This is a genomic window from Desulfobacter vibrioformis DSM 8776 (assembly GCF_000745975.1).
GTDB lineage: Bacteria > Desulfobacterota > Desulfobacteria > Desulfobacterales > Desulfobacteraceae > Desulfobacter > Desulfobacter vibrioformis.
In genome coordinates this window covers 21,818-36,512 of record NZ_JQKJ01000003.1, presented here as the reverse complement: position 1 = coordinate 36,512, position 14,695 = coordinate 21,818, and the positions used below count along the sequence as shown (strand labels likewise).

Sequence of the window (14,695 nt, the reverse complement as noted above, 5' to 3'; positions counted from 1 at the left end):
CAGGTTCCTTAGTTTTTTACACAAGTATTTCTGCGGCCATGTACGATTGTCGTACAATGGGCGGGAAAAAGGTGATTGGCGATGCCTGGCCACGGAGCGGCTAAAATACAACCCTCTACCTGATCCGGGCTGTCCCGGTACAGGATACGTTCCACATAGGGGGAAAGATCCGGGTGGGTAAGTACCTCGGGCAGGTCATCCACAAACACATTGCAGCCTAACCGGTTGATGCGTGCAATTTTAGCCGCACGGGTCTTTTCAAAAAAGATTTCGCCGGGCGAGAAGCCAAAGCCTCCGGCGCAGACCGGCAAAAAAAAACCCTTGGCTTCCATCCAGCCCAGGGCAGCCTGGTGCAGGTTGACGCCGTCTGGGGCAATGGCCGCGAATTCGGTTTTGTGACTGATAATACACAGTTCAGCCCCCCGGTCTCGGCACATCAGCAAAAAATCTTCAGCGCCGTCCGTCAGCCGTCCCCGGTTGATATGAGGTCCGTAGACTTTTGCCTGGAGGCGCTGCCATGCCTCGTCGCTGTGATGTTCCCAGATCCAGGCGCGCACTGTTGATTTGTCCGGCGGGATGGATTTGGGCGCCAGTTCAAGTGCCACGGCCAAGTCACGGAAGGCATGGCCGTAAGCAACCAGGGTGTTGTCGAAATCCAGGCCGATTCGCATCTGATCACCCCATGTAGTCCGCGACCATCATGTCAATCCAGTGGTGAAGCACGGCAGCGTGTCCGGATTCGGCCAGGCCATAAGTCTTTCCAGGCAGGTAGAAATTGAGGCTTCCCAACTTACGGAGTCGATTGTCCGGTGCCATGGCGGTAAGGGTAATTACTTCTCCACCCAGCTCCCGGGCCTTGGTTGCCGCGTTGATCACGTTGGGCGAGTTGCCGGAGCTGGAGATGCCGACCAGCATGTCGCCGGGGTGCATGCGCCGCTGGAGCGGCTCGGCAAAGACCTGGTCATAGCTGATGTCATTAGCCACGGCGGTGATCAGGGCTAAGTCCGAGAATACCTCCGTGCGGATATGGGCATTCTTGGCTAAGTCAGCGGCTACGTGGCTGGCCATGGAGGCACTGGCCCCGTTGCCCACCAGAAAGACGGTGCCACCCCGTAGTTTCAAGTCTCTGGAAGTGCAGCAGAGGCTCTTGAATCCTGCCTCCACGTCAATGGGGGTGTTTCCGCTGGTAACTCTCAGCTTGGAAAGGCAACAGGTCAGCTCCTTGACAGTATCGTTCCAACTCATATCTCTCTCCGGGCTTTTCACTGTTTTATTGCAGGATCACATTCCTATCCATCAATATATGGAAAATCACATTTTTTACAAAGAGGAAGGGATTCATATCGTCTTTCCATATAATTCACTATCATTTTTTGGAGTGTATTCCCTTGCATAATTTCCAGCAAAGATTCTTGAGCAAGATCACCGATCTGCATCGTGCAGTTGTAGTCGTGGCATCCGCACGTGCTCACTTTTCCGTCGTAATGAATGCATGGATTGAAAAGCTGGGGGCACAACTTGGGGTGTATGTTTGAAATGTTTTTTACGCTGTGAACTCCAATTTCTTTGAAATATTTACCTAAATGAATCGTACCTGCAAAGTTGTGCGGTTTGTTTGACACTGACTGAACGCCCACCAGGTTAAGTGAATCGTAAAAGGAAAGGCACTTGGATTTGAAATTTTCAAATGTCTCATTTGTTCTGGCATATTCTGGAAAAATTCCTTTAATTACCAATTTGATATCCGCTTTTGACCGACGTATTTCATCAGACAGCATTTTTATATTGCGAACTACAGACTCAAATTTTGCTCCTACATAGATAGATTCATAAGATTTTTTATCGTATCCGGCAAAAGAAATCTGTACTTCTTTTATACCGCTGTTTACAATAGATTCAATCTTAGTCTGAGTCAATGCCGTTCCATTTGTGCATAAAAGGGTATCTACAGCATGCATACCGACGTATGTCATGAATTCTGAAAATTTTGGATGAAGCGAGGGCTCCCCTTGTGGACCGACAAGGGTAATTGGGGCTCCATATTCCTCAATTTCGCGGATTATTCTTTTAAATAGATTGAACTCCATAAAACCAGTATTTTCTTTCCATCCTTCATGTCCACAAAAAAGACATCGCAGGTTACATTTTTTGGAAATCTGAACCATAATGCTGAGTGGCCAAAAACCAGCGTCCTGCATATTTTTCAGTTCATTCAAGTCGTTTTCTATAGATCGAATATATGAATCCTGAAAATTCATTCTCGGGATAAGACTTCTTTTTTTACATTGTTCAAGCTGTCTTTCCATGGTTTTAAGCTCTTCTGATTGAGTAAAATTCAATCGGTAATAGCATCTATCAATGATGTAATAATTATGAATTTCAAAAATATCCAGTATGTTAGAGATATCTCTATAGAAAGCTGAAGCAATAAGAATCAATTCGACTTCATGAAGTTGTGAAATTGCCTCTGAGAGTTTGAGACATTGAAATCCTTCAAATATGAATGATTTGAAGGAATCAATAAAAAAAAGGATTTTTATATCTGGGCGCAGATATTCAATGATTATCTTAATCTTTCTACCAGATTCACCTGCTCCATATATTGCTACACGTGAATTTTGGGGGATACGTTCGATGCAAATCCGTTTCATGACCATCGCTCTCCTATTTTTTCAATAAGGAAATTCTTATGTTTTTCTATCTGTTTAAAGATGACAAATACAAAAAATCAATTTTTAATATAAAGGCTGCCTGCCCCCCCCAATGTGAGGGGGCATCTTTGTTATCAATAGCCTGACCCGTCCAGTTCATGAAACGATTCAGCTACATCTCGAAAAGCATACCCTGACAACTTTGGAGAAGGAATGAGCTCCAGTGGGCCAGGCCGGAAAAACGGTTCTTTCAGACTGGCCAGACGCATGGGTTTCACCCGGCTATGGTCGACCCCTGCGGCGTCGGCAGCCATGTGTGCCAAGTCAAGCCGGGAAATCGGCCCGGCGGCTACATTGGCGATGCCGGACGCGTTTCGGGTCATGAGCAGGAACGCACAATTCACCACATCGTTTAGGTGAGTGGGGCAGAATATCAGATCTTCGGCGGCCCGCTCCGTACAGCCCTTTCGCAGGTTGGTCAACATTCTGTCGAGCAGGGTTCCGGAACCGGGCGTTGTGTCGTAGATTTTGGAGAGTCGGACAACCAGGCCGGTTCCCCGGCTTGCGTCCGAAAAATTTGCTTCCACCTCTGCCTTTTGTCGTCCATATTCGTTGACTGGAGAAGGGGGAGCACTGTCCGTATAGGGTGAAGCCGTGCCGTCGAAAACCTGGTCAGAGGAGAACCATAAGGGGCGGATGCCTATTTCGGCCAGTTGCCGGGCCAGGGAGAGGGTGCCCTCCACGTTGCATTGCCAGGTTTCCTCCGGGTTGGCCTCACAATACGCCAGGCCGGGTATGGCCGCAGCGATGATCCCCCACTCGTATTCTCTTTGATCCACGTCCAAGTTGGAGAGATCGGGCCGTTCCAAGGGCACATGATTCCGCATTAATCCCACAGCATCCGGGAAGGACTGTTTCGCCACCAGGTGCATGGCCCGGCCGATGTAACCGGCCGCTCCGATAACAAGGGTTTTTGGGATTTGGGTTTGCATGGCTATCCCTTGGTGAGGGGCCTGAGGAACCGGGCCGGGTTGCCGCAGTAGTAGCCCGGTTCGGTGATGTCTTTGGTCACCACACTGCCTGCTCCGATGACTACGTTGTCACAAACCGTGATTGGCATGAGGGTGGCGTTGGTCCCCACAGATACATTGTTGCCGAGTACTGTTGACCGCCACAAAGTCCGGTCACCCCTGGCCGGGCCGTCATTTATAAACGGGTCGTTAACGAATTTGGCTCCGTGGGAGATCACACAGTCGTTGCCGATGGTAACCAGGGAACAGATGAAAGCGTGGGACTGAATGCGGCATCGTTTGCCAATAATTGCATCGGACTGGATTTCCACAAAGGGACCGATGAACGTATCGTCTCCAATGGTGCAGCCATAGAGATTGGCCGGAACCATGACCGAGATGTTATTTCCGAACATGACATTGTCCGCGATACCTGTCTGCCGGATATCGACCATAACGCCTCCTATACGAATTCAATATGATTAGAATCCACGTTCAGGTATTCGTGGATGAGCAGATTTTTGGAATTGGCCACGCAGTGGTGATTGCAGTGACGTGACGGGTCAATTCTGAAGAAACGGTTCTTGCTTGAGAACCATAGATCCTTGAACCGTTTGTTTTTCAAACTGCCCAGCAGTCCTTCTTTCAGATTGTACGCTTTGTCCTGGCAAGGATAGAGATTTTGATCCGCTCCGATGACCGGTAGAATTTGGCAATAGGGGCAGAATCCGTAGGGTTTGTCAAACTTCTCGTCCAGTTCATGATAGGCGTCGTAGATGAAAAAATCGTTTGAATCGAGCTCTGCCTTGGCCTCTGCCACCTGCCTGGATACAGCCTCATAAAATGGGCGGTGATACGTGTTGTTGCGGACACCGTCGTTGGCCACAATGCAGGGTGAGACTTTGACCGAGTCCACGCCGGTATCCCTGAGCCGAAAGAGCAGATCACGAACATGGGCCTGATTTTCCCTGTCCACAATGAGGGATACACCAAGATAACAAGGACCACCCAGGCGCTTGAAGGTGGTCATATTGTTCAAGAGCCGAGTGAACGCGCCTTCCTTCACCCCTCTATAACGGGCATAACTTTGGTCGTCATAGCCGTCCAGAGAGACACGCAGCCAGGTGCCCTCGTGGGCGAATAATTCGGCCGGCTCCCCTTCGAGTCGAGAGCCGTTGGTCAGAGATGCCACTTTAATACCACCTGCCGTGAGGGCCCTGACCGTCTCTACCAAATGGGGATAAATAAAGGGTTCGCCGCCGCCGGAAAAGGTTACCGCTCCCACGCCCATGTCGATGAGATCCTCAACGATCTCTCTCATTTTTTCCCGCGGAATGGTGTCGGTTTTGTTCATGTCCTGGCCAAGCTGGAGATTGTCCGTCCGGTAGGCACAGTAACCGCAGTTATGGTTGCACCGGTTGGTGGGCTTGATACGGATGTGCAGGGGAGGCAGGATCTCTTGGGCTTGCGGCAGTGAATTAAGCTTGTCTCTGTAGTGAAAGATTTTCATTTTGGTATAGAGCAGGCCCATGTCATGCGTCCCTTTCCAGAAGCGTCTTCACTGTCGAGACGATGCCATCCGGCCAAATGCCATAACGCGCCATGATCTGGTGTTGGGTGCCGTAGTGATCCGGGAATACGTCCGGCAGTCCGATGCGCTTGAACGGTACCCCACCCAGACCCGCCTCCATGAGCGTTTCGGCCACAGCAGAGCCCAAACCGCCGAGGATCGTGTGCTCTTCCACGGTGACCACCGCTTTTCTTCCTGCCACAGCATCGCAAAGGCCTTCCGCGTCCAAAGGTTTGACCGTTGGCATATAGAGGATGGACGCGCCGATGCCATTCTTTTCCAGCAAATCAACTGCGTCTTTGCAGACGCGTAGCCCCACGCCGGTTGTGACCAGCAAGGCATCTTTCTTTTCACCATAGCGGTAGGATTTGCCGATGGCAAACTCATGATCCGGGTTCGTGACCACGGGGTCATAGCCTTTGGCCAGCCGAATGTAGATGGGATGGGGCCAGTCCAGTGTGGTTTCCATGAACCGCTCCATCTCTTCTGCATCCGCCGGACAGACGATGGCCATGTTCGGCAGGGCCCGCATGAGGGCGATATCCTCCACGGCCAGGTGGGTGGAGCCCAGAGGGGCGTAGACCAGGCCGCCGCCGTTGCCGATGAAGCGTACAGGCAGGTCGTGCAGGCAGGCGTCCATGGCCACCTGTTCCAGGGCGCGGCGTACTATAAAAGTGGCGATGGTGTTCACGAACGGAATTTTTCCCTCCAGGGCCAGCCCTGCGGCCAGTCCCACCGTGTGCTGTTCACAGATGCCCTCCATGATGAACCGGTCCGGGAACTCTTCTTGCATTTCCCTGAGAGTGCCGAAGCCAAGGTCCGAGCCCACAAAAAAGACGCGCTCATCCCGCCGGGCAAGCTCGTGGACCATGTCGAGGCATTTTTTTCTCATTGTATCTCCAATTCGTTAGCGCGGGTTGCAGGCCAGTACCATCAAATAATGGCACATGTGATCGAACCCGGTATGTAGTACTTCGTCATTCATACCAAAGAAAAAGACATTTTTGAACCGTTCTGCACTCGCCTTGTAAAGACGTTCTGAAGTGTACATGTTGATGTGTCCCTTCTTGCTTTCCTCCGACGCATATCGGGATGCCGTGTCATTGGGTGTACCCATGACACAGATGCCGTCCCTGGTCAGGTTGGCCAGGATGGTGTCAAAGAACCGGCTTTCTTCCTGTTGAGCGATGTGCTCAATAACGTCCAAGCTGACCACTGCGTCGAAAGTTCCGTAGCTCTTGCCCAGGAAATCATCGGCAATAAAGGAGAGCTTGTCGTTTGCCAGATTCTCCCGTGCCCAGGCAATGCCGTCCGCATCAAAGTCCACGCCGGTGAACGCTGTGGCGTTTTCGGCCAGAATCAGGGAGCCAATTCCTTCGTTGCAGCCCAGCTCCAGCACAGCACACTCCCGGTAGCGGGGCAGCAACCTAGCCGCGGCTTTGTACCGGGAGAGGGTAAAGAGCAGGTGGCGGGGATTGCACAGGATCTGGTGCGTGAAATATTTGGATAACTCCAGACATTTGTTGGCCAGTCCGTCCATCACTTCCATCCAGAGTTCGTGCGACATGCTAATTCTCCAAAGGCGGCGTAGTCAGCCAGTTTATCGGCAGATGGCGCAGCCGAGTTTTAATGCTCTCGGATAAGTCAGGGGGCAGGCTGATGAACACTGTACTGCCTTCAGGAACCTTTTCCGGGGCATAGACCTGCTTGCCGGTTAGCAGGTTGATACCCTGCCGGGTGGGGTCTTCGTCCACGTAAAAATTCACGCCGGCCAAAGCCTTGGTTGTCCACATGGCAGCATTGCCGGTGCCGAAAATGCCGAAATATTTTTTTCCTGCACCATTCATGGCTTGGGCAGCCAAGGCACTGACTCTGGAGAGCCAGCCGAGGGCCGCATCAAGACTTGGACCGTCGGTTTTTTTTGTATCCAAGGAACCTTTGCCGGGACGCGCGATAACCGTCAATTCTCGTGGTATGATCCCGTCGGACAGAAAGACGGGCCTGAAACCGGCACGGTTCAGGACGCGGCACAGGGCATCGGCATTGTAATGCACAGCATGATCCGCCACCACCAAGTCAAATGGATTTTTCTGCCAGAGGGGAAGTTGGACGATGGCGGCCCCATCCGGTGTTAAACGTTCCCTAATCTGGCAGAGAAATTCCACCGGATCCACCATATGTTCCAGGACGTGCATCGCCGTTATCAGGTCAAACCTTCCGGTCACATCCGCCAGTTGGCCGGTCCGGAGGGAACTGCCTCCGCATATGGCCGCCACCGCCTCACGGTGGCGGCCGTCCAGTTCCAGGCCGGTAAGTTTCCATCCGGGATGGGCCGATTTAAAGCTGCGCAGCAAGTTGCCGTTACCGCAGCCTACGTCCAGGAGTGAGCCTGCCACAGGCAGAGCCATAGAACGGGTTATGGCGCACACAAGTTTGACTGAGCGTAGATTTGGTCTGCCGTCAAACACCTTGGGCTCTGCGCTTTCAGCCGACTGGCCGTACATGACATAGGATGCATAAATGGCTTTGCATTCGGCCCGGTAGGCGTCGTTTATGACTTTTTGCACCGTGCCGCAAGTCATGCACTGGCCCAAAATACCACCGCCGGGCGGCAAAGGACGTGAATCGGATCCCACGCGAGGGAGGGAACCATATACCCCGGGGAATTCAAGTTCCGCTTTTTGGCAGACAATGCAGGAAGTACCCATGTCATATTCCTTGAAGAGAGCCGTTTAAAGTTCCATGTTCACGTCAAAGACATACTTATCCCCGGCGTCATAAAAAATATTTTCAAAATGGTAGCCACAGGTTGTGGCCGCATGGATTTCTTTGGCGAGATAGAGAATATTTTTTGCGCAGATTAAGGTCTCCACTGTTGAGACTACGATCAGGATGAAGTCATACCCTGCGGCTTTCAAGGTTACACCCTTTCGTTCCAATAATGCGATTGGATCCAGTTTGCCGTCCGGTACCCTAAATTCCCTGTTGAAATCATATGCCTCGGCCAATGGGCTGCTTTTTTGCAGGATGATGTCCAATTCCGTCACGGCATCAGTCAGTTGGTTCAAAAGATCCCGGCAGAGTATCTCAGGCCCGGAGCGAATGAGGAGCACTTTTTTTCCCCGGAGATGGCGTATGCGCCGGATAGGGTATGGAATTGTTTCTTGCAGAATATCTGGCGGGAAAGCTGTGCGGATCTCCGTGGCATGCTGTTTGAGGAATGCCGGAACATCCTTGCCGCCATCAACCATGCCGAGGGTGACAATGCTTTCACGCAGGAGATGCTGATCCAGACCGCCGTCTGCGAGATCGTCAAGGATGGCAAGCGATTCCCGGATGCGCCCTTGTTGCCTCAGCCAGGTCATATAAGTGTGCTTGCAACGGTGTCGGTCGCAGCAAAGGCCGATGGCGCGTAAAAATAATTGCTCACTTTTGTCCTTGTTGTCCTTGGCGGCAATATTCGCTAGAAGCAGGTAGAGATCCGCCAATTTTCGATTAAGCCCGTCATATTGGCCCGGGCTGGCAAGATTGGAGAGTTCCCCTGCCAATTTTTCTAAGCTGCAAATGACTTCGGGGGAAGAAATCAGGGCCGGATTCAATGTGTCTATGACCAAATCCTTGTGTCGCGCAATGGTATCAAGCAGTACGGCATCGTCAACCGATACGGAAAAATTGTTGTGGAGCACCTTCAATTCAATTGGCTCTACCCCGGCTGCCCCGAATATTGTTTGAATTTGTTGTGGAGCATTGTTGGTGATCTGGTCAATAAGTCTCGATTCTGTACTATTTTCCTTTGAATGCGTTTTATCAAGGATTGGCGTTTTTAGATTGCCTTTCTTTCCCCAGCGTTTCAGTGCATGTTCATAAAGAGTGAAGTCAAATCCTCCGCGTTTTTTTACGAAATCAACGACATTGGAGCGGGCACGTAACTGACGGGTCGAGACGTTCCTGCGGACTGGTTGCTTCAAGGGTATCCCTGTCGCCTTTGTCAAGGTATCGAGCGCGTCGTCAAACTGGTGTGTGAAACCCACAAAGGCATACGTGGAATCTATTTTAGCTCGCGCAGGGGGCAGCGGTCCCCCTGAAATATGACTGGTCATGCTGGCAAAGTTGTGCTCCAGCATCCATCGGTCTATGGCTTCCCCCCGGCAGGCATGACTTCCCATGATTTGTTGGTAGCCCAACTGGGACTGGACCAGCGATACCGGTTCCCGCAATAGAGTAAAATAATGACATTTGACTTCCTTTGAAATCACGCGATGAATGCCCCAACTGAAATGACCTGCCAGGGCTGCCACGCCATGCTCATTCAGCATGGCTGGCAGGTGCTTGCGGACCTTAAACCAGTCGTATGCGCTGTAAAGGGGGAGGAAGGCTGGAAATGCCTTGCGCAGGCATTCGAGCATGGTGGTTCCCGCGCATTTGGGAATATGATCGAAAATCAGGACACTTTTTCCGTATCGGAAGGCCTCGAAAGAGGACGCTATCATGAGGAACTCCCTTTATTGTCTAAGGAAAGGGCTTTCAATGTGCCATACATGCCGCTCAAGGATTCCTCCGTCAGGTTGCTTTTGTGGTGCCATTCCAGATTGTCTTCCGCGAACGAAAAGCCCTTGCCCTTGATCGTGTGGCAGATGATGGCTGAGGGCATGCCCGGCTTAATGGGAACTTTATTCAAAACCTCCCGCAGGTCGTTGACGTCATGACCGTTGACCTCCTGCACCGCAAACCCAAAGCTTCGCCACTTGGCGGCAAAGGGTTCAAGCTCCACGACTTCGGCGGTTTCACCGTATGATTGAAATTTGTTATAGTCCACCAGGACCACCAGGTTGTCCAGGCCATGCTTGGCTGCGCTCATGGCCGCTTCCCATACCGATCCCTCGTTACATTCGCCGTCGCCCATGACCACGAAGACGCGGGCCGGATTTTTGTCCGTTCTCAAGGCCAGGGCCATACCTACGCCAATGGGAAGCCCGTGCCCCAAAGCACCCGTGGAGGCCTCCATGCCCGGCACTTTAGAGGCGCAGGGATGGCCGCCCAGTAGCCCGTTGTAGTGGCAAAATTCCGAAAGTTTTTCCTTGGGGAAAAAACCTTTGTCCGCCAGCATGACGTATTGGGTGATGCAGCCGTGCCCCTTGGACAGGATGCAGCGGTCGCGTGAAGGACTGTCAGGGTGAGCGGGATCAAAGGAGAGAATGTTGTCGTAGAGAACGCGCATGATTTCCATCAGACTGGCGGAAGCACCGAGATGGCCCCGGCTGGCAGCCGCGAGGACGTCTACCATACAATGTCTGAGTGCCAGGGAGCGTTCATCCAGGGAAGCGGCAAGTGCCGCGTCATGCCATAGTTTAGGCTTCTCTTTCATATTGTGTTTCCGTGTTGTCAGTCAAGCAGGGTGATTTCAAATCGTATGCCGTGTTCTTTTGCCAGTTTCCAAAGTCCAAGAACGATATCCTTGTAATAGACCGAAGTGACCAAAATAAGGTCAGGGGTGATCCGGGGAAGATCATCCGGTGAAATGATGTTGATTCCCGCAATTTTCGTGCCGTGTAGAGCAGGATTTGAATCGCAGGCCAGAACCTTTCCAGCCTTTTCCAGTTGTGCTTTCAGGCCTGGGTACAGAGATCGGAAGCGGCCCCCTGCACCATAAAACACAATGGTTTTTCCCGAAAAATCGTAAGCGTCCAGATGGGCTCTCATGCCCCTGAGCTTTTCCATCAGCTCCACAAATTCGGCATAGGTAATCTCGTAGTTGTTCATCAGCTCTTGTATTCCGGGTAGAAAATAGCCTCGGTTATTTTCAAAGGCATTCAGATGTTCGGCATAGGTCTCGAACTCTCCATAGTATTCCTTTGTCAGGAGGTTCAGGGCGTGCCGGGTGTCGAACAGGTTTGCCAGACTGTCCTTGAAACGCAGGATGAGTTCAGCCGCACAATCGTTGAGCTTGTGCAATTCAAACAGACAGGCCAGTTTAATGAGCGTGGCAGGCGTGACTGCGAACGGCCAATATTGTTGATAATTGGGCTTGGCCAAGTCCCGGAAGTAGCGAACATTGGCCCAGATGAGCTGTCCACGGTCGCTGTCGGCAATAATGTGTTCCCTGGCCTTGCCGGGCAAGGCATGGCGTGAGGTGTGCACCGGGTCCATTGCGAACAGGGAGAACCCCCGCTCCCGGAGGTAGGTGTCGATATTGGCGAATACTTCGGCCTTAGGACCGAATCCGCCGTGGAATTGACACTCTATTTCCAGTCCGAGTACCCGTTTTTCATCCAGGATACAACTTGCGCTGCGCAATACGTCAAAATCGGCCCCGTCCGTGTCGATTTTGATGAAATCCAGACTGCCGGCTTCATCTTCAAAAAAGCTGTCCAGCGACGTTCGTACCTGGGTGATTTTTGGAACCGTGGTGGAGAAGTTGCTCGACATCCTGCTCTGGTCGGGATTGCCGGCTAACCTTTCCGTCTCCACCCAATTGCTCGGTGTACCCGGCGTAGAGTCATGTTCGCCCGTACCAATCCGGGCGGGATGGAAGGTCACGCCAAGGCGGGAGTCAATTCGCCGGTTCAAATCTCTCACTTCGTTTTCAAGAACATCGAATCCGAAGCCTCGCAAGTAACCGCCAAAGTCGTACCATTTTCTGTCCAGACCACCACTGACTCCCACATCTACGACGGTGAGCCGTTCATCGCTCAGGGCTTTTGTCTGGACAATATATTTTGTAAAAGAGTGCATGATTGAATCCCTTACCGCATGTGAATGGCCTGCATCAGCTTAATGTTGTAGTACTTGATATTGTCCATGGAATCCGGTATTAACCCGGCTTCAAATGCCTCCTTCAGGTCCAGAATCGCTTCTTCGATGGTATGCCTGGGCATGAAACCCAGCTCGTGTTTGATTTTATCGGAATTGACGTGGTAGGAGCGGTTGTCGTCCGTAGGGGTGACCTTGATCTCCACGTCGGATCCGAGGGTGGCCTTTACTTTTTCTGCGATCTCCATGACCTTGAAATTCTCGTAGCCTACATTGTAGATTTTTTTTTGAATCTTATCCTCGTGCTGCCTGAGCATGAAGCAGTAGAGTTCCACCATGTCCTTTATGTGCAGATTGGGCCGTTTTTGCTGGCCCCCGAACACCGTGATCACGCCGTTATTGATGGCGTGGTTGGTTAGGATGTTCACGGTCAAATCCAAACGCAGGCGCGGAGCGAACCCGCAGACCGTGGACGGGCGGATGGTGGTAACGATGAAGTTCCTGTCGGCCTGGGTATTGAGGTATTCCTCACACAGGGCCTTGTACTTGGAATAATCGGTAAGCGGTTCCAAAGGCAGATCCTCGGTTACCTTTGGATCATCTTTGATACCGTAAACACTGGAGGAGGAGGCATAGACGAAGCGGCGTACGCCCGATTCTTTAGCGATATCCACCAGAGGCAGAAAGGCGTCGTAGTTGATGGATTTGGACAGGACCGGATTCAGTTCGTAGCTGGGATCGTTGGAAATACAGGCCAGGTGGATGAGCGCATCCGAGCCGGGAATCGTCTTTTTAAGCAGGTCGGTATCTCTCAGGTCTCCCTTGATTATGGTCAGGCTGGATTTATCTTCAATTTTATCGAACACATCTTCGCCGTAAAGAAAGAGATCAAGCACGCGGACTTCATATCCTTCGTCCAGGAGGGCAGGTACCAGAGCACTGCCCACGTATCCGCCACCGCCGGTGATGTAAATAGTCTTGATTGCTTGCATATATTCCACCCTTGTTTGGATTACTTCATGAACGTTGTAATGGTTTTTTCCACACGTTTTCTGTCAACAGACTTTTGATTGCCGATGATGGTCACGGCCTGGGCACCGACGATGTTGCCGATGAAACCGACTTGCTCTTCGTCCGCACCTTGGCAGGCGGAAAGGGCGGAGATGGAAAACAGGGCGTCTCCAGCTCCCACCCGGTCAACGGACTTGACGTCAAATGCGGGGCATGCCACAAAGTTGTTTTTTCCGCCGTGTACCAGAGTGCCCTTGCCGCCCCGGGTGACCACCACCAGTCCCGCGCCAAGCCGTCGGGACACATCTTCCATCATGGGCCGGAGTGGACGGGTCATGTCCCGGTGGTCAAGCCGAATTTCATGTTCGGCCAGGCAGACAAAATCCGCGCGCGGATACCGGCTGATGGTATGAAATCCCCGGTTGCCCGCATTGGCCTGGGTGTTTACTGCCAGATACGGGGCCCTGGCTGATAGAAGTTCGACCATGGCGCCGGAAATAGCACCATGGCCAAAATCGGCGGAAATGACCAGGTCGTGACCGCCGATGGCCGCCGTCACCATTTCCCGCAGCAGCTTATCGGGCGCTTCCGCCAGGGTGGTTTCACCGATATGATAAATTTCGAGCAATTTGTTCAGGCTGTCGCTGTCGATAAATCGCCGTTTGAGCACCGTGGGACTATCCGGCTGGGTCACAAAGTTTGCCGTTACCTTGGGATTGAGTGCATTGCGGATGAACGCCTCGTACCGATCACGGTCACCCAGAACCGAAAAGAGGGTTACCTCTCCGGCAAAAGCGGCCACATGGTTGGCCACGGCCAGTACGCCTCCGGCAAAAAGGTCATTGGACTGGTGCCTGAGCGCCAGAACCGGATCCTTGTTGGATTTTCCCAGCCCTTCGGCATAGTGATAGTCGTCCAGGATGGTGTCACCGATGACCATTACCCGCAGGCCTGCCATGCTATCGATCAATCCCAGAATGTCATCCTTGGTATACCGCTTGCGGAAAAGTTGCAGGTATTCGCGCACCTCCTCGGGCTGGTCCGAAAAAAAGCGGTTGATGAGGTTGGAGGAGCTGAACACGATCTCTTCGGTGAAGAACAGCTCGGTACCGATCTCTTCGGCCACGCGGCGCTCTTCCTCGATCTTGCCGGTATAGTCGGAGCCGGTCTCCTTGAATTCCGATCCCTTGACATAAAAATTCGGCCTGAGGGTTCTGAGCAGTTCCACGGCAGTGGGCCACTTGTTCACGGCAACATAGTCCACATAGCCCAGGGAGGCCAGGGCCTCGGTACGCAGGGACTGGTCAAAGGCCGGCCCGCCTGGCCGTTTGTCTACAAACTCATCAGGAGAGACCGTTACCACCAGAATGTCGCCCAACTCCCGGGCTTGTCTGAAATGGCGGATGTGTCCGATGTGCAGGAGATCGAAGCAGCCGTGGCACAAAACCACGGTCTGTCCTTGCTTCCGGTGCTGCGCAATCCTTTGGGCCAGGAGATCGAGTTGCAGAATCTTATTATCGACGTCCATGAGGAGGCTCCATAAGTGAAGAGGCGAGGATTTGTGACAGACCTTCTGACAGATGATTTTCCGTATGCCAGTTGGGCAGGATCGGGCCAGCCCATGGACGCATTATTGGGCGGTTTACGTATGGATGCTTACCCCAGGCCATCGGTACGCTTATTCCGAAAGCTATTTCCAGACA

Annotated in this window: 14 protein-coding genes; all 14 read right to left on the bottom strand. The window is 52.2% G+C overall.

All coding sequences use genetic code 11. The features are described from left to right. Positions 1-8: 8 nt before the first annotated feature. The 14 genes from Q366_RS03435 to Q366_RS03370 all read right to left on the bottom strand — a co-directional run bounded on the left by Q366_RS03435 (position 9) and on the right by Q366_RS03370 (position 14,520). Positions 9-671 carry an HAD family hydrolase gene (locus Q366_RS03435; protein WP_051957799.1) on the bottom strand — a complete coding sequence of 221 codons (663 nt, stop codon included), beginning with the start codon at positions 669-671 and terminating at the stop codon, positions 9-11. 4 nt (positions 672-675) lie between these two features. Continuing rightward, positions 676-1,245: an SIS domain-containing protein gene (locus tag Q366_RS03430; RefSeq protein WP_035236389.1), complete on the bottom strand. Its 570-nt coding sequence runs from the start codon at positions 1,243-1,245 to the stop codon at positions 676-678. 44 nt (positions 1,246-1,289) lie between these two features. Next, positions 1,290-2,651, bottom strand: a complete 1,362-nt coding sequence (locus Q366_RS03425; RefSeq protein WP_169742925.1) for a radical SAM/SPASM domain-containing protein — start codon at positions 2,649-2,651, stop codon at positions 1,290-1,292. Between the two features lie 134 nt (positions 2,652-2,785). Then, entirely contained in the window at positions 2,786-3,643 is an 858-nt protein-coding gene (locus Q366_RS03420; RefSeq protein WP_035236385.1) for an SDR family oxidoreductase, read from the bottom strand. A 2-nt stretch (positions 3,644-3,645) separates the two neighbouring features. Next, positions 3,646-4,116: an acyltransferase gene (locus Q366_RS03415; protein WP_035236383.1), complete on the bottom strand. Its 471-nt coding sequence runs from the start codon at positions 4,114-4,116 to the stop codon at positions 3,646-3,648. A gap of 8 nt (positions 4,117-4,124) precedes the next feature. Further along, complete coding sequence (locus Q366_RS03410) at positions 4,125-5,192, bottom strand: radical SAM/SPASM domain-containing protein (protein WP_035236382.1); 1,068 nt, start codon at positions 5,190-5,192, stop codon at positions 4,125-4,127. A gap of 1 nt (position 5,193) precedes the next feature. Then, on the bottom strand, positions 5,194-6,123 hold the full coding sequence (locus tag Q366_RS03405; protein ID WP_035236380.1) for a transketolase family protein: 930 nt from the start codon (positions 6,121-6,123) through the stop codon (positions 5,194-5,196). A gap of 15 nt (positions 6,124-6,138) precedes the next feature. Further along, entirely contained in the window at positions 6,139-6,798 is a 660-nt protein-coding gene (locus Q366_RS03400) for a class I SAM-dependent methyltransferase (RefSeq protein ID WP_051957798.1), read from the bottom strand. 1 nt (position 6,799) lies between these two features. Beyond that, positions 6,800-7,939, bottom strand: a complete 1,140-nt coding sequence (locus Q366_RS03395; RefSeq protein WP_035236378.1) for a class I SAM-dependent methyltransferase — start codon at positions 7,937-7,939, stop codon at positions 6,800-6,802. 24 nt (positions 7,940-7,963) lie between these two features. Beyond that, positions 7,964-9,721, bottom strand: coding sequence for a hypothetical protein (locus tag Q366_RS03390; RefSeq protein WP_035236376.1), 1,758 nt, complete (start codon positions 9,719-9,721; stop codon positions 7,964-7,966). Then, the gene (locus tag Q366_RS03385; RefSeq protein WP_156968098.1) at positions 9,718-10,596 is read right to left on the bottom strand and encodes a transketolase; all 879 of its coding nucleotides are present in this window, start codon (positions 10,594-10,596) and stop codon (positions 9,718-9,720) included. The genes Q366_RS03390 and Q366_RS03385 overlap by 4 nt, the downstream gene beginning before the upstream one ends. Positions 10,597-10,613: 17 nt before the next feature. Continuing rightward, positions 10,614-11,963, bottom strand: a complete 1,350-nt coding sequence (locus tag Q366_RS03380) for an FkbM family methyltransferase (protein ID WP_035236374.1) — start codon at positions 11,961-11,963, stop codon at positions 10,614-10,616. Positions 11,964-11,974: 11 nt separating this feature from the next. Beyond that, on the bottom strand, positions 11,975-12,973 hold the full coding sequence (locus Q366_RS03375; protein WP_035236372.1) for an NAD-dependent epimerase/dehydratase family protein: 999 nt from the start codon (positions 12,971-12,973) through the stop codon (positions 11,975-11,977). Positions 12,974-12,993: 20 nt separating this feature from the next. Beyond that, the gene (locus Q366_RS03370; RefSeq protein ID WP_035236370.1) at positions 12,994-14,520 is read right to left on the bottom strand and encodes a PfkB family carbohydrate kinase; all 1,527 of its coding nucleotides are present in this window, start codon (positions 14,518-14,520) and stop codon (positions 12,994-12,996) included. Positions 14,521-14,695: the final 175 nt, after the last annotated feature.